At 69.7% G+C, this 22638-nt stretch carries 21 protein-coding genes; 8 read left to right on the forward strand and 13 right to left on the reverse strand.

The window, feature by feature from the left end:
- Window positions 1–126: 126 nt before the first annotated feature.
- From J2Z30_RS44840 to J2Z30_RS44850, 3 genes are all read right to left on the reverse strand, one after another.
- A complete protein-coding gene (locus J2Z30_RS44840) occupies window positions 127–1431 on the reverse strand; it encodes an LmeA family phospholipid-binding protein (protein WP_044571954.1) in 1305 nt (434 codons plus the stop codon).
- 101 nt (window positions 1432–1532) lie between these two features.
- Window positions 1533–1793: an RNA recognition motif domain-containing protein gene (locus J2Z30_RS44845; RefSeq protein WP_020869496.1), complete on the reverse strand. Its 261-nt coding sequence runs from the start codon at window positions 1791–1793 to the stop codon at window positions 1533–1535.
- Window positions 1794–1904: 111 nt separating this feature from the next.
- Window positions 1905–3044 carry an NADH:flavin oxidoreductase gene (locus J2Z30_RS44850; protein WP_372453410.1) on the reverse strand — a complete coding sequence of 380 codons (1140 nt, stop codon included), beginning with the start codon at window positions 3042–3044 and terminating at the stop codon, window positions 1905–1907.
- Window positions 3045–3388: 344 nt separating this feature from the next.
- Here J2Z30_RS44850 and J2Z30_RS44855 point away from each other — a divergent pair, with 344 nt between their 5' ends.
- The gene (locus J2Z30_RS44855; protein WP_044571949.1) at window positions 3389–4498 is read left to right on the forward strand and encodes a methyltransferase domain-containing protein; all 1110 of its coding nucleotides are present in this window, start codon (window positions 3389–3391) and stop codon (window positions 4496–4498) included.
- 442 nt (window positions 4499–4940) lie between these two features.
- Here J2Z30_RS44855 and J2Z30_RS44860 read toward each other — a convergent pair whose 3' ends face one another.
- A complete protein-coding gene (locus tag J2Z30_RS44860) occupies window positions 4941–5135 on the reverse strand; it encodes a DUF397 domain-containing protein (protein WP_044571947.1) in 195 nt (64 codons plus the stop codon).
- Between the two features lie 12 nt (window positions 5136–5147).
- Window positions 5148–6032 carry a helix-turn-helix domain-containing protein gene (locus tag J2Z30_RS44865; RefSeq protein ID WP_044571946.1) on the reverse strand — a complete coding sequence of 295 codons (885 nt, stop codon included), beginning with the start codon at window positions 6030–6032 and terminating at the stop codon, window positions 5148–5150.
- 159 nt (window positions 6033–6191) lie between these two features.
- Between J2Z30_RS44865 and J2Z30_RS44870 the strand changes: the two genes are divergently transcribed.
- Window positions 6192–6626 carry an ATP-binding protein gene (locus tag J2Z30_RS44870; RefSeq protein WP_052701437.1) on the forward strand — a complete coding sequence of 145 codons (435 nt, stop codon included), beginning with the start codon at window positions 6192–6194 and terminating at the stop codon, window positions 6624–6626.
- Window positions 6623–6847, forward strand: coding sequence for a hypothetical protein (locus J2Z30_RS44875; protein ID WP_044571944.1), 225 nt, complete (start codon window positions 6623–6625; stop codon window positions 6845–6847). The genes J2Z30_RS44870 and J2Z30_RS44875 overlap by 4 nt, the downstream gene beginning before the upstream one ends.
- Window positions 6848–6862: 15 nt before the next feature.
- Here J2Z30_RS44875 and J2Z30_RS44880 read toward each other — a convergent pair whose 3' ends face one another.
- Entirely contained in the window at window positions 6863–9187 is a 2325-nt protein-coding gene (locus J2Z30_RS44880) for a tetratricopeptide repeat protein (RefSeq protein WP_044571942.1), read from the reverse strand.
- A gap of 120 nt (window positions 9188–9307) precedes the next feature.
- Window positions 9308–12379 (reverse strand): NACHT domain-containing protein, encoded by a 3072-nt coding sequence (locus tag J2Z30_RS44885; protein ID WP_044571940.1) that lies wholly within the window; start codon window positions 12377–12379, stop codon window positions 9308–9310.
- A 322-nt stretch (window positions 12380–12701) separates the two neighbouring features.
- Between J2Z30_RS44885 and J2Z30_RS44890 the strand changes: the two genes are divergently transcribed.
- Window positions 12702–13328: a M23 family metallopeptidase gene (locus tag J2Z30_RS44890; RefSeq protein ID WP_044571938.1), complete on the forward strand. Its 627-nt coding sequence runs from the start codon at window positions 12702–12704 to the stop codon at window positions 13326–13328.
- Window positions 13329–13364: 36 nt separating this feature from the next.
- Here the strand turns inward: J2Z30_RS44890 and J2Z30_RS44895 are convergent, their stop codons facing one another.
- Window positions 13365–13943, reverse strand: coding sequence for a TetR/AcrR family transcriptional regulator (locus J2Z30_RS44895; RefSeq protein WP_044571936.1), 579 nt, complete (start codon window positions 13941–13943; stop codon window positions 13365–13367).
- 159 nt (window positions 13944–14102) lie between these two features.
- Between J2Z30_RS44895 and J2Z30_RS44900 the strand changes: the two genes are divergently transcribed.
- The 3 genes from J2Z30_RS44900 to J2Z30_RS44910 all read left to right on the forward strand — a co-directional run bounded on the left by J2Z30_RS44900 (window position 14103) and on the right by J2Z30_RS44910 (window position 16865).
- Window positions 14103–15740, forward strand: coding sequence for an MDR family MFS transporter (locus tag J2Z30_RS44900; RefSeq protein ID WP_078956745.1), 1638 nt, complete (start codon window positions 14103–14105; stop codon window positions 15738–15740).
- Between the two features lie 94 nt (window positions 15741–15834).
- On the forward strand, window positions 15835–16314 hold the full coding sequence (locus J2Z30_RS44905) for a helix-turn-helix transcriptional regulator (RefSeq protein ID WP_044571934.1): 480 nt from the start codon (window positions 15835–15837) through the stop codon (window positions 16312–16314).
- A 71-nt stretch (window positions 16315–16385) separates the two neighbouring features.
- The gene (locus tag J2Z30_RS44910) at window positions 16386–16865 is read left to right on the forward strand and encodes a VOC family protein (protein WP_044571932.1); all 480 of its coding nucleotides are present in this window, start codon (window positions 16386–16388) and stop codon (window positions 16863–16865) included.
- Between the two features lie 65 nt (window positions 16866–16930).
- Here J2Z30_RS44910 and cseC read toward each other — a convergent pair whose 3' ends face one another.
- The 5 genes from cseC to J2Z30_RS44935 all read right to left on the reverse strand — a co-directional run bounded on the left by cseC (window position 16931) and on the right by J2Z30_RS44935 (window position 21468).
- The gene (gene cseC, locus J2Z30_RS44915) at window positions 16931–18250 is read right to left on the reverse strand and encodes a two-component system sensor histidine kinase CseC (RefSeq protein ID WP_044571930.1); all 1320 of its coding nucleotides are present in this window, start codon (window positions 18248–18250) and stop codon (window positions 16931–16933) included.
- Between the two features lie 6 nt (window positions 18251–18256).
- Window positions 18257–18964, reverse strand: a complete 708-nt coding sequence (gene cseB, locus J2Z30_RS44920; RefSeq protein ID WP_044571928.1) for a two-component system response regulator CseB — start codon at window positions 18962–18964, stop codon at window positions 18257–18259.
- Window positions 18965–18973: 9 nt separating this feature from the next.
- Window positions 18974–19669 (reverse strand): hypothetical protein, encoded by a 696-nt coding sequence (locus J2Z30_RS44925; RefSeq protein WP_044571926.1) that lies wholly within the window; start codon window positions 19667–19669, stop codon window positions 18974–18976.
- A 26-nt stretch (window positions 19670–19695) separates the two neighbouring features.
- The gene (locus tag J2Z30_RS44930) at window positions 19696–20307 is read right to left on the reverse strand and encodes a SigE family RNA polymerase sigma factor (protein ID WP_044571924.1); all 612 of its coding nucleotides are present in this window, start codon (window positions 20305–20307) and stop codon (window positions 19696–19698) included.
- Between the two features lie 234 nt (window positions 20308–20541).
- On the reverse strand, window positions 20542–21468 hold the full coding sequence (locus J2Z30_RS44935) for an iron-sulfur binding domain-containing protein (protein ID WP_245389181.1): 927 nt from the start codon (window positions 21466–21468) through the stop codon (window positions 20542–20544).
- 291 nt (window positions 21469–21759) lie between these two features.
- Here J2Z30_RS44935 and J2Z30_RS44940 point away from each other — a divergent pair, with 291 nt between their 5' ends.
- Window positions 21760–22620, forward strand: coding sequence for a hypothetical protein (locus tag J2Z30_RS44940; RefSeq protein WP_052701436.1), 861 nt, complete (start codon window positions 21760–21762; stop codon window positions 22618–22620).
- The last annotated feature ends 18 nt before the right edge of the window (window positions 22621–22638 follow it).

The raw sequence follows: 22638 nt of genomic DNA on the forward strand, positions 1-22638 counted from the left end.
ATGGCCTGCCGCGTCTCGCGCGAAGCGCCTGCGAAAGGGGGTGTGTGGGCATGCGAAAGGGGCTGGTGGCGGGTGCCACCAGCCCCTTTCACAAAAGCGGAATGTGTTCGGTGAGTTCAGCCGGTTCTAGCGGGTCTTTCCGAAATTCAGCCCCGCACCAACCATATCGGCCCGAATCCCCTCCGGGGAGACGCCGATGTTCGCCAACCGGATGCCCTTGGCCTTTTCGGGCAGCTGGAAGGAGAGTTCCAGCTTGTTCGTCAGCTCCGGCACCTTCATCCGCGCCAGCGCGGCGGCGACCGTCGGATCGATGCCGAGCTTCCTGGCCAGCTGGGGATGGTCGTTGGCCGCCTGGACGAGGTTGACCGCGAGCAGCGCGGGGACGAACCGCGGCGAGCCCGTGATCTCGTCCAGCTTCCGCTCGTCGTTCATCGCCTGCCCCGCCTCCACGGGCGACACCCCGAGCTTCTCCGCCACCGACGGGATCGACAGCAGCGCCTGCGCCTTCTCTGAGTCCTCGCTGATCTGCTTGGCCGCCTTCTTGTGCAGATACAGCCCGGGGCGCGGCTCGGGACCGGGCCGGTAGGTGGCGATCCCGGGGATGTCCAGCCGCATATCGGTGACGCTGGTGGAGATCCCACGGTCTCCCTGGCGCCGGATATGTGCCTGGGCGTGCAGCGACACCTGCTGGCCCGCGACCGGCAGTTTCCCGTCCGCGCGCACCGAGCTGGGCCCCAGGGCCCGGAACCGCACCTGGGAGGCGCCCAGTTCACGGCTGAGGTCTTCGAATGACAGCAGCACATCGCCCTTCATCCGGCCCACCGTCGCGCCCCTGAAGGAGCTGGGCAGATCCCCCACGATCCGGATGTCCTGGACCTGGGCGCGCACCTCGGCGAGCGAGACCCGGTCGGCCGCCACGTCCGGCACGGCGATGTCGACCTGCTGGAGGTCCTTGCCCAGTACCTGGGTGAGGAACGGGAAGCCGTGGATGGTCACGTTCGGTGCCGTGGCCAGATTCAGCTTCTTCTGCAGCTCCTGCTCGGCCTTGCGCTCGGCGTACATCACCGCGCAGCGGTCGGCCAGCACCAGCAGCAGGGCCAGCACGACCAGCCCGATCAGCGCCTTCGCGGTGCGCGGCACCGCCCGGAAGCGGCCGCGCCGACGCCGGGACGAGCGGCGGTGGTTGGGCGGTGACCACTGCTCGCCGTCGCCCCTGGAGCCGGAGCCCGAGGCTGCCGACTTGTCTCTGTGCCCGCCGAGGTCGGCGTCGTCGTCATCGTCCGACGTCAGGCCGAGGCCCAGCGGGTCGTCCGGATCGTACGGGTCGGCCAGCTCGCCGAGTTCCTCGTAGGGGTTCCGGTAGTGAACACCAGGTGAACCACTGTGAGGATATGAGGACTGGGGTGAAGGTATGCGTGTGGGGGATCGCATCAATCAATACCACCACGGCACACTGCCCCGCCCGCAAGTCCTAGCGGCGATACGTGGCGAACGGCACGTTCCGATTTCGCCTTCCGTACACGCGCCGTTTCTCAGCGCGTGCCACGTGAGACCGCCCTGGCCTCGGTGACGGTCACCGCCCTGCCGTCCATCTCGCAGCCGTCGAGCTGGGCCATCGCCTTCTCCGCGGCCACCTCGTCCATCTCCACGAACCCGAACCCCCGTGAGCGGCCGCTCTCCCGGTCGGTGATCACGGTCGCGTCCAGCACCTCGCCGAACTGCCCGAACAGGGTCGCCAGGTCCCGTGTCGTCGTCTGGTAGCTCAAGTTGCCCACATGCAGTCGTTTGGACATGACCGGCTCTCCTTGTTCTCCGTGGTTCCCAGAGGAGCGAACCGGGTCAATCCTCTCAGCGAGGTATGAAACCGGCCATCCAAATAGGCTGAACCGGTCATCCCATACGACTCAGTGCAGCGTGCCGAGCTGCTCCACGGAGTACGGCACGAGCGCGTCCGCTCGCCCGGTCAGCACCTTCTCGGCCCACTCGGGGTCGGCGAGCAGGGCCCGCCCGATGGCCACGAGATCGAACTCGTCCCGCTCCAGCCGGTCCAGCAGATTCTCGATGTCCGCCACCTGGACCGGCTCGCTGCCGGCCCCCGGCACGAACGTCGGCAGGAAGTCCTGGTTCAGGCCGACCGAACCGACCGTGATCGTCGGCTTCCCGGTGAGCTTCTTCGTCCAGCCCGCGAGGTTCAGGTCCGAGTCCTCGAACTCCGGCGTCCAGTAGCGCCGGGTGGACGAGTGGAAGACATCCACCCCCGCCTCCGCCAGCGGCGTGAGCAGCGCCTCCAGCTCCTGCGGGGTCTCGGCCATCCGCACGTCGTAATGGTCCTGCTTCCACTGGGACGTACGGAAGGTGATCGGGAACTCGGCGGAGACGGCCTTACGGCAGGCGGCCACCAGCTCGGCCGCGAAGCGGACCCGGGACGCCGGGTCTCCGCCGTAGGCGTCGGTGCGGCGGTTGGTGGCGCCCCACAGGAACTGGTCGATCAAGTACCCATGTGCCCCGTGCAGTTCGACCCCGTCAAAACCGATCCGCTCGGCCGCGGCGGCCGCGGCGGCGAAGGCGGCGATCACCGCGTCCACGTCGCCCTGCGTCATCGCCCGCCCGACCGGCTGCCCGCCCAGCCCGACACCGGACGGGCTCAGTACCGGGGCCTCGGGGTACGGGGGCGCCCCTTCCTCCCGCGAAACCCCCACATGCCAGATCTGCGGCGCGATCCGCCCACCCGCGAGATGCACCTGCTTCACGACCTCGGCCCATCCGGTCAGGGCGTCCTCCCCGTAGAAGCGCGGCACGCTGTCGCTCAGCCCCGCCGAGGGATGGTCGACGTAGGTCCCCTCGGTAATGATCAGCCCCACCCCGGCTGCGGCCCGACGCGCGTAGTACGCCACCACATCGGCATTGGGCACCCCGCCCGGCGAGAACATGCGGGTCATCGGCGCCATGGCGATCCGATTGCGCACGGTGAGCCCACCCACGGTGAAGGGACGGGCCAGAACCTGAGCCGCGCGCTCGGCGCTACTGCTTATGGACACGTGAATACTCCTTGACCGGACGTCGTCACCGCGCGGAATCGCGCGGCCCGGCCAAGCTAAAACCTGACGTCAACGTCAGAGGCAAGTACCGGAGGCCACCTCCGGCCAGCCCCCGCCGGGGAGCGGGCGCACGGCGACGTGCTCTGCCCCCCTGATGGTGCATACGCGCTCTACTGCCCCTCGACGGGCAAAGCCCACACTGGTCGCTTGACCAACGATGCGAGGGGGTCCGACATGGGAACGCACGGCAAGCCGCCCACACCGAACCCGCAGCCGAAGCAGCCGAGCCCGCGGGACTCGGACGGACAGCACCCGGATGTCTCCAGGCCGGGCGGCGGGACCCACCGCAAGTGACCGACCTGGAAGGGCTACACGCGCGGGCGGCCGAGACGCTCGACATCACCGAGCCGTGGGTACGGTGCGCGTTCGAGGCCGTCCCGCGACACGAGTTCGTCCCCGGCACCGTATGGGTGGTGGACGGTGGCGTATACCGGCCGCTCCGCCGAGAGGACGACCCGGACCGGTGGGCCCGCATGGTGTACGACCCCGCACAGGCCATTGCCACCCAGGTGGACGACGGGACCCCAGCCCCTGTCGGCGGTGATGTGCCCACCAGTTCCATCTCGGCACTGGCCGCCGTGGTGACCATGCTCGCCGAGCTGGACCTACGGCCGGGACATCGGGTGCTGGAGATCGGGGCGGGCACCGGGTACAACGCGGCGCTGTTGGCCGAGCGGGCGGGCGCCGGGCGGGTGATCACCCTGGAGATCGCTTCAGACGTGGCCGACGGCGCACGGGACGCGCTGCACCGGGCCGGGTACGGCGGGGTGACGGTGCTCGAAGCGGACGGCGAGCAGGGCTGGCGCGGCGGCGCGCCGTACGACCGGCTGGTGGCGACGGCCTCGGTGACGACGATCCCATGGGCGTGGGCGGAGCAGATGCGGCCCGGCGGCCTGATCCTGGCCCCCTTCCGGACCGCGTTCTGCTCGCACGGCCTCGCCCGGCTGACCGTCTCGGACGGCCGCGCCGAGGGCCGGTTCGCGGGTGCGGTGACGTTCATGGCGGTGCGGGGCCAACGCGCGCGTCCGCGCATCGATGCCGTCTTCTCCACAGAAGCCTGGGAGGAGAGCCGCGAGAGCAAGGCCGACCTGGACATCGCGGCGCTGACCGACCCGCACGCCGAGTTCGCGGCGGGCCTGCGGCTTGCGGACGTGGCGCACTGGCCCCAGGACGGCGGGCACTGGTGGTGCAGCCGGGACTCGTGGGCGTACGCGACGGATGGCGCGGTGCACCAGTGGGGCCCGCGAGACCTGGCCGACGAGACCGCCGAGGCCCTCGCTTGGTGGGAGGGCGCCGGGCGGCCTGAGCTGTTCGACTTCGGCCTGACGGTCACGGCCGATGGCCACCACCGGGTATGGCTCGGCGATCCCTCGGCAGCGTGGCCGCTGCCCGCCGCGTAGCGTGGTGCGGCGCATGGGCCGGGTGCGGCGCCGTCTCGCGCGCTTCGCGCGATTGAGCAGCGGGGCAGGGGGCGGGGGCGTCGGGCCGACCGCCGACCGCCGGGCCGGTGGGAGCGACCGCCGGTGGCGGCATCCGTGTGCGGGCGGCGAGGCCCGTCGCCGGACTCCGCATCCACGGCGGCGCCGCAGGGGGTACCTCTCACGAAAACCTTTGACAAGGTAGTTGCTTCAGATCAAGCGTTTTCGGAGGGGGTGCCCGGAGGGGCCGCCCCACCGGGCCGCGCTCCGGATCGGCATCGGCCCCGGGTGCGAATGCCGTCACGGCGCGGGGCCCCCACCGGCCCGGCAGCCGGCAATGCGCCCTGCGCCCCGGCCCCCTGCCCCGCTGCTCAATCGCGCGAAGCGCGCGAGACGATCCCCGCGCCTGACATCCGGCCTGTGCTCAGAGGGTGCGATCGAGGCGGCCAGTCTTTATGGCGCGTATAAAGCCGCCGAGCGCGGCGGGCGTCGTACGGACCACCGCGTCCGGCTCGTCGCTCTCGCGTATGCGGACCCCGTCGGGGGCGGAGGCGAGTTCCATGCAGTTCGGCCCCGCGCCGTCGCTGAACGAGGACTTCTGCCAGGTGAGATCGGACATGACGCCCTTCGCTTAGTAGGTGTACAGGATGTGCTGGATCAGGCCCCATGAGTCGCGCTTCTCGTGACGGTCCGGGGATGCGTCCGTCACCACCGCTGGCAGCGCACTCTTGCTCAGACCTTCGAACGTCTTGCCGTAGTGGGCAATCGATTTGTCGTCGTCCAGGCGCAAAGACTCCACCGGGTGCTCAAGAACGACCGTCTCCAACCCGGGAACGCCCGGCCCAAGGATCAGGAATGGTGTCCCGAACCAGGCTCGCGCTCCACTCTCGAACGGCAGGATCTGGATGTCCGTGTCCGGACGCTCCGCCGCTCGAATGAGATGCGCGAGTTGCCCCCGCATGACGTGAGGGCCGCCCACCGAGATGCGCAGAGCGGCCTCGTGGATCACCGCGTGGAAGGTGACCGATGCGGACGCGAAAATCTCCTGGCGCGCCAGCCGGAAGCGCACCGCGGTTTCGATGTCGCCCTCGGACGCATCGGGCAGCGAGCTGCGGAAGAGGGCGCGCATGTACGACTCGGTCTGCAGCAGCCCGGGGATCAACAGCGTCTCGTGGCTCTGCAGGTGGGCCGCCCGCGACTCCAGCTCAGCTAGATCGAGCGTGAACTGCGGGAAGGATTTCCGATACGCCGACCACCAACCCTTGCCACTGCTCTCGGCCATGCTGACAAGCTCGTCAACGTACGGTTCATTCTTGCCCCCATATGCGTCAACGAGATCACGCAGGCGATCCGCAGCGATGGCCGTCCGCCCAGCCTCGATGTGGCTCAGGTGCGGCGCGCCCATGCCGATCCGCTTGCCGCCGTCGGCGATCGACAACTCTGCCTTGAGCCGTAACTTCTTCAGCTCTGCGCCAAGTCGGCGTTGCCGTTCGGTGATGAGCGTTCGCAGCGCCACGGCCGGTCCTCCAGGGGAATCGGTGTCAGTGTGCCCCGAGCGGGTGGGGCAGTCCAATCATCTTCGCGGATCGGTTGCAACATTGCTGAGATCTGCCATACCTTGGGTGTTGCCTTGCTCACACAGGGTATTGAGCTACGAGCGCCACGGAGGCGTCGCATGGGAGCACACGCACACCCGGAACACCCGCACCGCTACACCCTCTCCGCCCCCGCTCTCCCCACTTCACCCCGCCTGTGCCGCGACTTCGTGCGCGGGATCTTCGCGGCCTCAGGACTGTCCCAACTCGCCGACGCGGCAGCCCTCTGCACATCGGAGTTAGTCACCAACGTCCACCGGCACGGCAAGGGCGACGTACGGATGGCCGCCACCGTCCAGCACGACCGCGTCCGGGTGACCGTCCACGACGACAGCCCCGAACTGCCCTCGCCTCGCCGAGCCGCAACCGATGAGACCAACGGGCGCGGCCTCTTCCTGGTCACGGCCCTCTCCGACATCTGCGGCATGACCCTCGACGAATCCACCGAAGGCACTGGCAAAGCGGTGTGGTTCGAGTTCAACGTCCCGCCCACGCAAACGAAAAGCCTCGCATGAACCCCACCCCCGCCGAGCGGGTCGCCACAATCCTCCGCGACGAGTTCGCCGCCCACGGCGTACGGCTCCCCGACATACGGGCCGACCTCAGCGACCCCCACCAACCGCGACTGGAACTCGGCACCGTCCCCCTCGGTACCGGCTTCGCGCTGCTGCGCGTGCTCATGGACTACCAGCGCCTGCTGAAGGCCGAGCGGGCCCGATCAGAGCGGAGAGGGTAGAGCGTCGGTTGGCTCTCACGTCGCGAGGATCCGACGAGCACGAAGCGTCTCGGGGTGATCGGGGCCGAGGATTCGCTCGCACAGAGGGAGGATTTCGCGGGCCATGCTCTGTGCCTCCTCAATCCGTCTGGCTCCGGCCAAGCAATGGGCGAGTTGGCTGTAGGCCTCTATGACGAACGGATGTTGGGCTCCGAGCCCCCGCTCCCTCCCGTCGATGCAACGCTTGGTAATTCGGATGGCTTCATCCCATTGACCAAGCGCTGCAGTGACACCACCAAGCAAGTGGAGGACACCGAGCGTCTTAGGGTGGTCAACGCCTTGTATACGCTCACGATCGGCCAGAACCCGACGAGCGAGAGGTTCCGCTTCTATGGCTCTGCCAAAGCGGTAGACGCCGAAAGCGTACACATGCCGAGCAGATATCGATGTGGGGTGGTTGGCGCTCAGGAATCGAGTGCAGTCTTCAATCGTCTGCGGAGAGGTTCGGTCGAACTCTTCCTCCTTATCGCACACAGCAAGTCCTTCGATGAGCATCGCTCGACTCTTGAGCGCGTTGGGGTCGTCCACCCCCAATACTCTGCGTCGACCATCTGCCGCGCGCCGTAGAAGAGCGAGTGCTTCGTCCTTCCGGCCCATCCTGAAGAGCGGCTGCTGAAGTCCGTGGCAGGACTCAAGCGTGTCGGGGTGATCAGGGCCCAAGATCCGTTCACGTACTCGTAGCACCCGGCTGTGTACGTCCTCCGACTCCGCGATGCGACCCAGCCGGAACAGGGAGCGTCCCGTGCGCTGGAGCGCGCTCAACGTCAGAGGGTGCTCAGTGCCCAGCACCTGTTCCCCCGCCCCCGCGGCCTCCTCAGCCAAGGCCAGGGCGGCGGCATAGTCACCGTTCTCATGGATGCGCTCCGAGAGGCGTACGGCCAGATCCACCACCTGATCCACCGCGCCACCGTCCACCCGTCGCAGTAGCCCCGCCACGTGCGGCACCAGCAGCGCCACATACCCGTCCCCGCCCCCAGACCCGGCCTCCGCCGGAAGAGCGGCTTCGAGCAACGATGCCGCGGCCTCGGCGAGAGTGGCGCGCTGGTCAGCGGGGATGCCCGAGGAGATGCTGTCGAGGAGCACCCCGTGCACCTGAACGCAGCGCACCGGGCGTTCGCCGTCCGCGCCCGGAGGCGCGGAGACGATCGTGGCCAGCGAGTGGTCGATCAGCCCACGCAGCGCCGGTTCGACACGCGCGCTGTCCAGCAGGCCTGTTCCGCCCAGCGATGCCGGAGCCAGCACGGTGAGCGGCAGTGGGTCCGCGCTCCAGCAGGACAGCAGCCGCAGCAGCGTCGTTGCTTCAGGCAAGCCCTGGTCGGCGAGGGCGTCCAGGGACAGTTGCCAGGTGCGGCTGACCAGGTGGCGGGACTCGGAACGGCCGGAGTCGAGTGCCGCTCCCCGGTCGATGAGGCCGATCGGATCGTCTTCGAGGCGGGTTCGGTACTCGTCCATGGACCAGGACTCCAGTAGCTGGTGGTGCAGATAGGAACCCGCGAGGGTCAGGGCGAGCGGCAGGCAGCCGAGGCGGATGGCGACCTGTTCGGCCGCTGCCGGAGTGCCCGCATGCGGTGCGAGGTCACACAGGACCTGGGCCGCGTCCTCGGTGGGCAGTACGTCGACGGGGTGGAGGAACGCGTTGCGCCAAGCGCGCGAGGTTCCGTATCGCGTGGTGACCAGCACCGTGCCGCGAGGGCTGGCACGCAACCAGCCGCCTTCCACCAGAATCGCCGGGTCGTCAGCGTTGTCGATCACCAGGAGCCAGCGCTCCGGGGAGCGGTCCAGGTGGTGCCATACGAGGTCCGCGGCGGCGCGCTGCCCGCTGTGCGCGGCGGCCAGTTCGCCGGGGCCCGCGCCTCGGTCGGCGGCGACAGCCAGCATGCCCGTGCGCAGGGACAGCCGTTCCGAGGCGTTGACCCACAATCCGATCCGGGCCTGGTCGTGGACAGCCTCGGTGAACAGGGCATGGGCCACCGCCGTCTTGCCGCAGCCGCCCATGCCGTGCAGTACATGGATCTGTCCGACGTCGCCGTCCACGGCCATCCGTAATCGCCGCATCAGGTCCGCGCGGTCGCGCAGGACGGACGGGACCCGGCCGACCAGCGGTATCCGTACGGAGTCCGGGCCCATCCCCGTGGCGGAGAGCGGAGCCGGCGGGGCGGCCGTCTCGGCGAACAAGGAGGCGCCGGGGCCCGGCGCGTAGTGGTGATGGTGTTCGGTGATGTGCTGGTCGCCGGTCGACTGAAAGACCCGGCCCTGTCCCGAGGCGCGGCCCTCCGTGTGTGGAGGCGGCGGGCCGCTCACCGCTCGGTGATGTGCGGGCGGGCCGCGACCAGTGCCCCGATGGACCCGGCCGTTCGCACGGGGTGTGCGATCTGCGGTTGCATTCCGTTCCGCCCCCTCGTCCGTGCCGAAGTCGGCCTTTCACGATACGTCGGTTGGGGTGGGGCCGGTGGGGCCAGCCGGGTGGCCGGTACGTACTGGCGCGTTGCCGGACGTTGTCACCGTGACGCCGGGCAGTGCTGCGGCGCCGCTGATCTCCGCGTTGACCACGGTGGCGGTCTCCAAATCGCGGAGAGCGGCGAGCGGGGACAGGTCGATGGGGCGGTCGGCGCCGCTGGGGAAGAGGATGTTCAGGTGACGAAGGCGGGGGAATGCCGAGGACAACCAGGCGGTGTTCACGAACTCGTGCACAACATGCAGGTCCAACCAGGTGATGTTGGGTGGGAAGTCGCGCTCCATACTTGCGTGTCCGATCGTGACCTTCAGCCGCTCCAGCGCTGTGAGCTTCTCCATGCGATGGGGCACGACGCCCATGCCTGACAGGCCAGGCGTTTCGAAGACCAGGGTGCGGAGGGGGAGGTCGGACAGGCCGGTGAGGGAGAGGGCCCTGAAGCAGTCGGTCAGATAGAGCGTTTCGAGGTTCGCCAGGTGGCCGATCGCGGCGCCGAGGTCGTCGACTGCGTGGTTACGGTTCAGCCGCAGCCGGGTCACCTCCTCCCCCCTGAGGTTGTCCCTGATCTCGTCCTCCGTGAAATCCCCTCGCAGGATCAGCCAAGGACGCGGACCCGTGGCCAAAAGCATGCGCAATTGCTCCATGGTCTCGGCCACGAAGTACAGGTCGTCCCGGCCCAGGCGGAGGATCACCTCGTGGAAGTACCGCTCGGTGTCGTACCGCCCCCAGCTCGACGCCAGTTGTGCGCGCACCCCGATCGCCGGGTGGTCGGCGAACCTCGCCAGATACGGGATCGCCGCGTCCACCGGTATGCGTGAGGCCGTCACCACACAGCACTCCGCCACCTCGTCCGTCAGCCCCTCCGGCCCCGGAAGGAGCTCCAGCACCAGTGGGCCCACCGTGGCCAGCTCCCGGGCTCGGGGGATGGTCGTGGGCGGGACGAACTCCATCGCGTTCCGCGTGACCTCGTCCCGTATCGCCGGGTCCAGGTCGGGCGCGTGTTCCAGGCAGGCCATGGCCAGCAGGAAGAGACGAAGCGCCGACTCGGCGCTGTTCTCGTGCCGTGCCACCTCCAGCAGCTTGCGGAGCAGCTCCGCCCGTTCGCGCGGCCGCCCATGCGCGACGGCCATGCGGATGACGTCCTCCCACTGCGCGTCATGCGCGTTCCGGATCAGCAGGCCGACGTCCCACGCCTCGACCGCCGCCTTCGCGCCCAGGTAGTCCTGGAAGGTGCGGTGGACGAAGTCCACCGTGCTCACGGACGGCTCGCGCAAGAGGCCGCTGCGCAGGAGCAGATGGCGCAGGATGGCGGGCGCGTCGCCCAGGGCGCGGGCGGCGGGGACGGAGGGGAGGGCCTCCTCGATGAGGTGCTCCGCGCGGTCGCGGTCCAGCTCGGCCTCGCCGTTGCGGATCAGATAGTAGGCGAGCCGCTGGAGGAGCTGGATCTGCGGCTCCTCGTCCAGCTGGACGTCGCCCGGCGCGTAGATGTGGCGCTCGGTGTCGCGCCGCGTCAGCAGCATCGACAGTGCCGCGTCGTACAGCGCCTTGCGGCCCGGCGGCAGATAGCCGCGGCGGGCGCGGTGCAGGGCGCAGATCAGGCCGCACATCAGGGGGTTGGTGGCGAGCCGGGTCAGGTCCTGCTTGGTGCGGACGGCGGTGTGCAGGGCCGACTGATACGCGTTCAGCTCCGCCCGCTCCTCCTCCGTACGGCAGGTCTGACGCGCCGCCTCGTGCCAGCGGTCGATGAACGCCGCCATGTCCTCGCGGCTCATCGGGGACAGCGTGAACTCCGCGAAGTTCTGCGCCCCCAGCCAGTCCTCAGCGACCGCCGAGGGGCGGGAGGTGACCAGCCACAGATTGTTCGGGAAGGCGATGAGGAGGTCGGCCAGCCAGGCGCGGGTGCGCTCGCGGTCGCGTTCGGGGATCTCGTCGATGCCGTCGATCAGCAGCAGCCCGCGGCCGGCGGTCAGGACGCGGTCGGCCCAGCCCGGCGGCTGGGCGCCGTCCAGCGGGTTGCGGACGGAGGCCAGGAACGAGGCCGGGGAGGGCAGCGACTCCTGGCGGGCGATCGTGCGCAGGGGGAGGACGAAGGGGACGCGCCCGATCAGCTGCTCCAGGCCGCGCAGCGCTTCCTGCCGCGCGGTGCAGACGGCGAGCCACTGCACAAGCGTGGTCTTGCCGGAGCCCGCGATTCCGCGCAGCAGCACCCGCTGATGGCGCCAGAGCGCCCGGTCGGCGGGAAGGGCGGCGTGCCGCGGGGTGGTGGGTGCATCACCGGTCTCATCGGTGAATGTGTCGAGCGGGCGCTCCTCATCGGAGGACACCGCCTCCAGACTGAGATACGCCGCGTCCAGCGGCCACGTGGCCTCCGCGTGGCTGAGGTCGATCCCGACGATCGTCAGCGTGGAGTGCTTGCCGATCATGTACTCGGCGTACCGCCGCTCGAACCCCGCGTCCTGCGCGGATTGCGACGGGATGCGCTCGATCAGGATGTCGATCTTGGTGATGAGGTCGCTGAGCTGGCCGCTCTGCTCGACGAGGGAGCGGGCGATGAAGGTCGAGCGCTGGGTGAAGAAGTGCAGGATGTGCAGGCAGGCGGTGTCCAGCAGACGCTCGTGGAGCCCCTCGCCGCCCTGGCTGAGGTGCAGCGTGTCCCGTCCCCGCGTGCGGGTGGCGTGGGTCAGCTCATGGGCCAGTCCGCGGTGGCCGAGCTGCACCGCCTGGACGTCGTTCATGTCGAGGTCGCCGAGCGCGTACAGCGTGGTGGCCAGCTTCTCGGCGACGAGTTCGTCCTCGTCGGCGGGGCAGGGCCGCTCGCCGGGTCCGGCGTGCCGGGTGGCCTGTGCGACCAGTTCGGCGGCCAGCTTGGTGAGGTCCTTCTCGGTCAGGGTGCGCTTCTCGCCCCGGAACGAGATGAGGGAGGAAATGCGGACCGGCTGGTTCACCAGCCCGGCGCCCGGCCCCTCCTTGACGAACAGCTTCTTGATGAGCGGTGTGACGACGCTCGACGCGAGACGAGCGCCGATGGTTGCGGGATCCACGTCCCATTCCCCCCGGTAGTTGTGTCCCCCCGGCCGCGGAGGGCCGCCGACAGCGTACAGCGGGGTAAGGCCCTTGGTCCCGAACCGGACATCCGAAAGTCCCTGCGAAGGTGACATCCCGCACAGGCCGTCCGGGGTCTACTACGGAAAATAGGGGATCTCGCAGGTCAGAGGTGTGATGGGAGTTTCTGGGAATTCCGCATGGGATACGGCTCCTCATAAGCAATTCGCTACGTACTCACTTAGTAGAAGAGCACCTTGGTCTATTAACGAGAACGGGATAACAAGGGGCGTTCCGAAGACGCTTCTGGAGGTACTTCCCATGGCCCCGCGCGCCACAAACCGCCGATTCTCGCTTACGTCCGTGTCCAGGGGGCGCGCCGCCGTGGTCGCCATGGGTCTGGGGGCCTCGCTCGCGCTCGGCGCCGGCACGGCGTTCGCCGTGGGGTCGGGCACGGCCGCCTCCGCCCCGTCCGTCAGCCAGGCCGCCGCGAAGGCGCCCGCCCCGAAGGCCCCCGCGAAGGCGGCGAACGCCTGGGAGACCCCGGTCGACAAGTTCTCGATAGGCGCCGCCTTCGGCCTGGCGGGCAACCTCTGGTCGCACAACCACAGCGGTCAGGACTTCGTCGTGCCGACCGGCACCCCGGTACACGCGGCGCACGGCGGTGTGGTCGTCAAGGCGGGCCCGAACGGCGCCGGTGACGGCCCCGCGTACGGCAACGCGATCGTGATCAAGCACGACAACGCGACGTACTCGCAGTACGCCCACCTGTCCCGGATCGACGTGCGGATCGGGCAGTCCGTGAGCACCGGCCAGCAGATCGGCCTGTCCGGCAGCACCGGCAACTCGACTGGTCCCCACCTGCACTTCGAGATCCGTACGACGCCGAACTACGGCTCCGCCGTCGAGCCGCTCAAGTTCCTCCGCGACCACGGCGTCAAGGTCTGAGGCGTCAAGGTCTGACGCTCACACCTGACACATGCGTCATCCGTGGGTCGATGGCGCATGCGCCTGCTTCATCAGATCGAGGGCGACTTCCAGGACAGCCTTCCGCTTGTCCGCGGGGTCGCCCTCGACCGTCTGCAGCGCGAACATCCGCGCATGCATGCTGAACAGCGCGGTGACGCTCCGGACCTGGTCGACCAGGGGCGCCTCGGGGTCCCGGACCAGGGCGGACATCGCGAGCATCCGGCTCTTGAAGATCTGGCCGATGCTCAGATCGCGCATCGTCGCCTGGTTCTCCTGCACGAAGCGCATCAGCGGCTCGCCGATGTCCATGGCCGCGCTGTAGCGGCGCAGCAGCTCCTGCTTGGTCTCCAGGGTGCGCGGCTGCTGCTCGCCCCAGGCGATCAGCTCGTCCATCGGCCGTCCCAGGTCCTGGAACAGGCTGTGGACGATGTCCTCCTTGGTCTTGAAGTGGTAGTAGAGGGCCGCCTTGGTGACCTCGAGCTGCTCGGCGATCTCGCGCAGTGACGTCTTCTCGTAGCCGTGTTCGGCGAAGAGTTCCAGGGCGACGTCCTGGATGCGCTGACGGGTGTCGCCCCGCCGCGGTGTGCTGCCCATGGTGCTCTCCTGATGCTGGTGTGGCTGCCGTCGGCAGGCCGAACGTAACTTACTTGACGCCCGGCTAGTTGGCGCCTTACCTTCTCTACTGTACTGAACTAGCCGGGCGGCAAGTAAGTGGGCGTCAGGGCTCTCATCATCCAGGGGGAGACGGAGAACATGGTCCGTAAACAATCAGACGACGAAGCGTCATCCGCTTCGGCACCGGCTCAGGCCGCCCGGGAGGCCCAGCAGCCTCCGGCGAAGGCCGAGCCCAAGCAGCGCAGCACCAGTGTGGTGATATTCGCGCTGATGATCGCGATGCTGCTCGCGATGCTCGACAACATGATCGTGGGCACCGCGATGCCGACCATCGTCGGCGAGCTCGGTGGCCTCGAACACCTCTCCTGGGTAGTGACCGCGTACACCCTGGCCACCGCCGCCTCGACCCCCATCTGGGGCAAGCTCGGCGACATGTACGGCCGCAAGGGCGTCTTCCTCACCTCCATCGTGATCTTCCTCGGAGGCTCGGCGCTGTCCGGTATGGCGCAGAGCATGGGTGAGCTGATCGGCTTCCGGGCCATCCAGGGCCTGGGCGCGGGCGGTCTGATGGTCGGCGTGATGGCGATCATCGGTGACCTGGTGCCGCCCCGGGAGCGTGGCCGCTACCAGGGCATCATGGCCGGTGTGATGGCCGTGGCCATGATCGGTGGCCCGCTGGTCGGCGGTACTCTCACCGACCACCTCGGCTGGCGCTGGATCTTCTACATCAACCTCCCGCTCGGTGCCATCGCCCTCGCGGCGATCACCGCGGTGCTGCACCTGCCGAAGAAGCGGTCCGAGGGACGGATCGACTACACCGGCGCGGCCCTGCTGACCGTGGGCATCACCGCGCTCGTGCTGATCACCACCTGGGGTGGCAACGAGTACGCCTGGGGGTCGGGCCAGATCATCGGGCTCGGGGCGGTCGGTGTCCTCTCGCTCGCCGCGTTCCTGTACGTCGAGACGCGGGTCGCCGAGCCCGTACTGCCGCTGCACATCTTCCGGAACCCCAACTTCTCGCTGGTCACCGCGATCGGCTTCCTCACCGGTTTCGTGATGTTCGGCTCGACCACCTTCCTGCCGCTCTACCAGCAGACCGTCCAGGGCGCCACGGCCACCAACTCCGGGCTGCTGCTGCTCCCGATGCTGCTGGGCATGCTGGTCGTCTCGCTGGTCGCGGGCCGGGTCACCACCGCGACCGGCAAGTACAAGATCTTCCCGATCGTCGGCGGTCTCCTGATCACCGTCGGGATGTTCCTGCTGTCCACGATGGACACCGAGACCACCCGCTTCACCTCCGGTGCCTTCATGGCGGTGCTCGGCATGGGCATGGGCTGCCTGATGCAGACGACCATGCTCGTGGCGCAGAACAGCGTCGAGATGAAGGACATGGGCGTCGGCAGCTCCTCCGCCACCCTCTTCCGCACCCTGGGCGGCTCCTTCGGCGTCGCCATCCTCGGCGCCCTGTTCACCAACCAGGTGCGGGACACCATGACCGAGCGGGGCGGGGGCAAGGCCGCGGCCATCACCTCCGGGAGTGCCCAGCTCGACCCGGCCAGCCTCAAGCTGCTGCCGCCGCCCATCCGGGACGCGTACACCCACGCGGTGGCCAGCGGCGCCCACCAGGTGTTCCTGTGGGGCGCGCTGATCAGCATCGTCGGCGCCGTCGCCGCCTGGTTCGTCAAGGAGGTCCCGCTGCGCGGGGCCGCCGCCAAGTCCACCGACGGCGACGACGCGGCCGCGGCCGACACGGCACCGATCGCCGAGACCGTCTGACCAACGGTCCGGGTCAGCGGGGCCGCCATCAGGGGCCGCTGTCAGGAGCCGCCATCAGGGGCCGCTGTCAGGGGGGCATGACAGCATCGGGCCCATGGTGACCTCGCCGGACGAGGCGCGGCTGGCGCACTTGCGCCGGCTGCGCCTCGCGAAGGACGTGATGGACCGCGACTGGGCCGAGCCGCTCGACCTGGACGCGGTCGCCGCGCACGCCGGCTATTCGCGCTACCACTTCATCCGCGCCTTCAAGGGCGCGTACGGATCCACGCCCGGCCAGTACCTGACCCGGCGCCGCATCGAGCGGGCCGAGGAGCTGCTGCGCTCGGCCAATCTGTCGGTCACCGAGATCTGCTCGCTCGTCGGCTTCAGCAGCCTCGGCACCTTCTCCACGAGCTTCAAGAGGCAGACCGGACTCACCCCCAGCGCCTACCGGGACCTGCACGTCGGCCGGGCCGCGGCGGTCATCCCGGGGTGTTACGCGATGCTGTGGTACGGCGGGCGCGACGCCCGCGCCCCGGGCTCCGACGCCCGCGCCCCCGGCTCCGAGGACCGCAATTCTCAAGAAGCGGAATGAATCCGCCGCTGCCTACCGTGGCCACGTCGCGACGACGCGCGCGGCCCACCCCGATACCTCCGGAGGCAGCAATGATCAAGGGGATGTCCATCGTCACCGTCTGGGTCCTCGACCAGGACCGGGCCAAGGAGTTCTACACCGAGAAGCTGGGCTTGGAGGTCCGCACCGACATGAGCATCGGCGGGGACGGCGAGGGCGGCGAGGGCGGCGGCGGTATGCGCTGGCTGACGGTCGGCGCCAAGGGCCAGCCGGATGTGCAGCTGACCCTGATGGTGCCCAGCTCACCCGGGCTCGACCCGGAGTCCGCCGAGGCCCTCCGGACGCTGGTCGCCAAGGGGGTGCTCGGCGCCGGGGTGTTCACCACGGATGACATCCACCGGGACTACGAGGCGCTCAAGGCGAAGGGCGTGGAGTTCGTCCAGGAGCCCCAGGAGCGTCCGTACGGCACCGAGGCGCTCTTCCGCGACGACTCCGGCAACTGGTTCTCGTTCACCCAGCCCCGCGAGGAGATGGACTTCAGCAAGCCCTGGGACGGCTGCACCTCGAGCTGAGCGCCGGGCATCGCGGGCCGAGCGCTCCGCACTCCGAGCCGAGCTCAGCACTCCGAGCCGCGTGCTCAGTCCGGCACTTCGATGATCGGGAAGCTGCCGGTGTTGGTGGGCGCGGACTCCGGCAGCCAGAGCACGGCGACCGCGCCCCGGCACTCCCCGTCCGCCTCGTCGCCGCTGTCCATCAGCGGATCGGCGTTGCGGAACGTCAGCCGGGCACCCAGCACCCGCGCCTGGCCCGCGGCTATGGTCAGCCCCAGGCCGTGCCCGGTGCCCGCGCGATCCTTGCTGCCGGTGCGGAACCGGCTGGGCCCGTCCGCCAGCAGCTCCTCCGGAAAGCCGGGGCCGTGGTCGCGTACGCGCAGTATCCGCCCTTCGACGGTGACCTCGAAGGGCGGTTTGCCGTGCCGGGCGGCGTTGGCCAGCAGATTGCCCAAGATCCGCTCCAGCCGCCGGGGGTCGGTGGAGACATGGGCGTCGCGTACCACGTTGACCGCCGCTTGGGGATCCACCGCCCGGACCCGGCGGGTGATGAACTCGGCCACGGCTATCTCCTGGAGCTCCGCGCGCTCCGCGAAGCCGTCCAGCCGTGCCACCTCCAGGACGTCCTCGACCAGGGTGCGCATCGCCTGCGCCCGGTCCCGTACCAGCTCGGTGGGGCGGCCCGGCGGCAGCAGTTCGGCGGCCGTGAGCAGCCCGGTGACCGGGGTACGCAGCTCGTGGGCGATATCGGCGGTGACCCGGCGCTCCGCCTCCAGCCGCTGCTGAAGTGCCTCGGCCATGCCGTCGACCGCACGCGCCAGATCGTCGGTCTCGTCGCGCACCCGGCCGCCGATCGACTCGCGCACCCGCACCTCGGAGTCGCCCTCGGCCAGCTTGCGGGCGGCGGTGGCCGCCTTGCGCAGCCGCCGGGAGAGCTGATCGCCGATGAGCACACCGAGCGCGATACCGCCCAGCACCACCGCAACCGAACCGATGATCAGCACCCGGTCCAGATCGTTGAGGACGGCGAACCGGTCCTGGAACTTGGTGTGGACGGACAGCACCTTGCCGTTCCGCAGCGGCACCGAGGCCCACACCTCGGGGGTGCCGGTGCCGGAGTCCTCCAGATAGGTGGCGCGCTGGCCGCGCCACGCCTCCTTCTTCAGCTGCTCGGGCAGATGGGGGTCGTCCAGCTTGGCGCCGAACCCCAGCACCCGGGACTGCTCGTACCACCGCTGGGCGACCTTCACCCGCTCGTCCATCACGGTGCGGCTGTTGTCGAGCATCGAGACGCGGGCCGCGTTGTGGACGACGAGGCTCAGCACCACCGCGACCAGCGTGCTCACGGCCGCGATGGCGAGGCTGACCTTCCACCGCAGGCCGGTGCGCAGTGCCAACCGCCGCAACGCCGCTCAGCCCTTGAGCTTGTAGCCGAAGCCGCGGACCGTCTCGATGTGGTCCTGGCCTATCTTGCCGCGCAGCCGCTGCACATGGACGTCCACGACCCGGGTGTCCCCGCCCCAGCCGTACTCCCAGACCCGCTCCAGCAGCCGGTCGCGGGAGAGCACGGTGCCGGGCGCGGCCGAGAACTCCAGCAGCAGCCGCATCTCGGTCGGGGTGAGCGCCACCTGGTGGCCGCCCTTGCGGACCTCCATGCCCTCGGGGTCGACCTCCAGATCGCCGAAGCGCAGCACCCCGCCGTCGGGCTCCTCGGGGACGGGCTCCGCACCCCGCCCGCCGGGGCCGCTGGCATGGCCGAAGCGGCGCAGCACAGCCCGGATGCGGGCCACCAGTACCGCGCCGTCGAAGGGCTTGGTCACATAGTCGTCGGCGCCGGCTTCGAGGCCGAGCACCACATCGATGGAGTCGGCGCGCGCGGAGAGCATGATCACGGGAACGGTGGACTCGTCACGGATCCGGCGGCACAGGCTGACCCCGTCCAGGCCCGGAACCATCACATCGAGCAGCGCGATATCGGGGCGGTCGGCCCGGAAGCGCTCGAGGCCGGTCAGCCCGTCGGGCGCGGCCGTCACGAGGAAGCCATCGCGCTCCAGGGCGAGCTGCGTGGCTTCACGGATGACATCGTCGTCCTCGACGAAGAGCACATGGGTCTCGGCCACAGCCTCGCTTCAGCCTTCCGTTCCGTCGTCGGCGCGCGCGGTCGGCACTGGGGTCGCCTCTTCCTTGGGCACATTCTTGCTGTAGTCGGTGCGCTCGCGGGACCGCACCGTGAACGAGCGGTCCGACCCGGACCAGCCGTAGGTGATCACGGTCTCGCTCGAAGGGCAACAGACCGAGTCCCCGGAGGTGTAGGAGAGCTTCGTCACCCGCAGCTCGTCCTTGGCGACGTCGGCGTAGACGGGCGGCTGCTCGTCGCTGAAGACGTTCTCGTACCGGCCGCCCACCTTGCGGTACACATACGAGCCGATGCCGAAGCCGTCGGTGCAGCTCATGACGTTGATGACCAGGTCGGAATCGGCGGAGCCGGTCAGCCGACCGGACGTCACGTCCACCGGATAGCCCTTGATCTCCTGCTTCGACTCGCGCTCCTTGGCCGTGGGGCAGGGCTTGAGGCTCGTCTTCAGATCGTCGCTGACGCGCGGATCCGCCTTGACCAGCTTGATCACGTCGAGCTTCTTCCCGGCAGCCGGTGACGGCCGGTCCGAGGTACGGCCACCCGCGTACGCGCCGGAGTCCGCGGCGGCCGAGGCCCACTCGGTGCTCGCCGGTCCCTCCTTGCGCACCCCCTGGCTCGCGTCACCGCATCCGGCCAGCATCCAGCCGCCGGCGGCCGCGAGGCCCACGACCGCGCCGCTGGTGAGCATGACTGTCCTGCTGGGAGAGGCCCTGGTCAGGCCGCGCACCGTTCCTGCCCCCGCTCCTGGCGGGCGCGCCGGACCCGACCCGTGTGCTGGCGGACGTTGGTGGCCGGCTTGGCGTCCGCGTCCCGACGGCCGAGCGCGCGGGCGTCCACATCGCGGCTCTCCAGCTCCTGCCGCAGCCGGGCCAGCGCCCGGTGCAGCGTGCTCTTGACCGTTCCGGTCGACATTCCGAGTGCCTCCGCGGTCTCTTCGGTCGTCATCTGCTCCCAGTGTCGCAGCACCACGACACTGCGCTGCTTGGGAGCGAGCACCGAAAGGATGTCCATCAGCAGGGCGCGGTCGGCGTGCTGCTCGGTGCCGTCGTCGACACTCGCCTCCGGAAGCTGCTCGGTGGGCACCTCGTCCAGCTTGCGGGCGCGCCACCACTCGGTACGGGTGTTGATCATCACGCGTCGGAGATAGGCGTCCGCGAGCGACTTGTCGGCTATGCCGTCCCAGCGCCCGTAGGTGCGCACCAAGGCGGTCTGGAGCAGATCCTGTGCCTCGACCGGGTCGGGGATCAGCCGACGGGCGCTGCGCAGCAGCGCGTCCTGCCGATTCCGCACGTACTCCTCAAAGTCCAGAACATTGCTGCTGCTCATGATGTGCAGCCTCCATCCCGCTGTCTTCCCCGCCGTTGATGTGTCCGGCTTCTCGCTCGGCACGGGAAGGACGCTACGGAGGCGCTGTTGCGGCGCCATACGCAACTACGCCTCGGCAAACGCACAGCTACCCATAGGTTGTGTAACAACGGAACCCGGCCCGACTGAGTGTCAGAACCGGGTCCTGGGCGTGTCACAGGTCTGTCACAGACAGGGCCGTGACGAGGGATGTTCTCAGGTCAGCGGCAGCCGGTAGAGGCCGCCCGAGAGCGGCTCCACCAGTCCGTCGGAGACGAGCCCGTCGAGCGCGCGGGCCCGCTGCACCGGCTCGTCCCACACCTGGTCCAGCGTCGTCTGCGGCACCGGTGTCACAGCCGCCCGCAGCACCGCGAGCAGTTTGCCCCGCACCTGGCGGTCCGTACCGGCGTAGGTCTGGCCGCGCCGCGGCGGTCCCTCGTGCTCGGGCGAACCGGCCTGCCGCCAGGCGCACAGCGCGGCGATCGGGCAGCGTACGCAGTCGGGGGTGCGGGCCGTGCAGACCAGCGCGCCCAGCTCCATCGTGGCGGCCGCCCAGCGCGCCGCGGTCGGCTCCTCCTCGGGCAGCAGGGTGCGGGCCAGCTTGCGCTCGGCGGCGGTGGTGGCGTTCGGCGGGTACTGCGCACCGCTGACCGCGCGCGCGAACACCCGGCGGACATTGGTGTCCAGGACCGGATGGCGCTGGCCGTACGCGAACGAGGCCACGGCCGCCGCCGTGTACTCACCCACCCCCGGCAGCGCCAGCAACTGGGCGTGGTCGCGCGGTACGTCACCGCCGTGCCGCTCCCTTATGGCGGCCGCGGCGCCGTGCAGCCGCAGCGCCCGGCGCGGATAGCCCAGCCGGCCCCAGGCGCGGACCGCCTCACCGGGCGGTTCCGCGGCCAGGTCGGCCGGGCGCGGCCAGCGGGCGAGCCACTGCTCGTACACCGGCAGCACCCGGTTCACCGGGGTCTGCTGGAGCATGAACTCGCTCACCATCACACCCCAGGCGCCCGCCTCGGGGCGGCGCCAGGGGAGGTCGCGCGCGTGCGCGTCGAACCAGTCGATGACGGGCCGGTGCAGAACGGCTCCGTCGGGGTCGGAGGATGCGGCGGCCGGGACGGCGGAAGCGGAAATGGCAGTCATCGCATCCGATCCTGACATGACGGGACGGTTCGCGGGGCCCAGGGCGCGGGCGTTCGGGTTTCAGCCGCGCCAGTCGTTGCCAAATCGTGCGATACGGCGCCCGTACGGGAACGAATGGCCGCTTACCGCGCCCGGGTGCGGTCTTCCGGTGCCCCTGGGGTGACCTCAGGGCGCCTTGTGGACGTCTGTGGGACCCCTCATATGCCGGATCCGGTCGGATCATGAGAAAAGTAGGGCCTGGAGCGGGGGTTATTGGCCGGTAGTGCTCCCGATCTCTCGTAGAGTTTCCGCGTGGGATCTCTGCGCAATCCGATCGGGCCGCTTCCCTCCTCCATCTACTGGCGGCGGAGGGCCATTGCGCTGGCCCTGCTCGTCGTCATCATTCTCGTGGTCATCTGGGCCTTCGGCTGGGGTGGTTCGGGCGGTGGCGGAAGTGACGAGGGCAAGGGGTCGGGCGGCGGCGGACCCGCGAGCACGATCACCCCGGGCCCCTCCTCCTCCGGGCCGGTCAACAGCGAACGGCCGGGCGGGCGCGACGAGTCGGACGGCGGCGGCTCGGGCTCCGGCGGCAGCGGGGGCAGCGGCGGCGGCTCGGACGACGGCGGCGCGGACGCGAGTGGCGGTGGCGCGGGCGGCGGCAGCGGCTCCGGCGGCGCGGGCGGCTCATCGGGCGGCGGCGCGGGCGGTGGCATCGGCACCGGGACCGGGCAGGGCCTGCCCGCCGGGTCGAGCCTGCGGGACTGCCGCCCCGGCGATGCGGAGCTGACGGTGCGCAGCGTCAAGGACTCCAAGGTCAAGAACACCTGGGCGCCGGGGGAGAAGCCCAACTTCGAGATCGTCGTGAAGAACACCAAGTCGAGCTCCTGCAAGGTCGACTTCGGGCGTGCCGCGGCCTCGCTGACCATCACCGACGCCCACAACGCCCACGTCTGGGCCTCCGACGACTGCCCCGAGGGCAGCGCCGCCGCGCTGGTCGAGGTGGCGGGCTCCGGCCAGACCAAGCGCACCGTGGAATGGGACCGCAAGCGCAGCGCCGAGCACTGCGCCACGCCGTCGGGCAGCGCGTCGGCCAAGCCGGGCACGTATCTGGTCGAGGTGAAGGTGGACGGCCTCGGGACGGCCAAGGTGTCGTTCGTCCTCGAGAAGGACTGACCAGGGGCTCCGCCCCTG

This window comes from Streptomyces iranensis (assembly GCF_017874715.1).
GTDB lineage: Bacteria > Actinomycetota > Actinomycetes > Streptomycetales > Streptomycetaceae > Streptomyces > Streptomyces iranensis.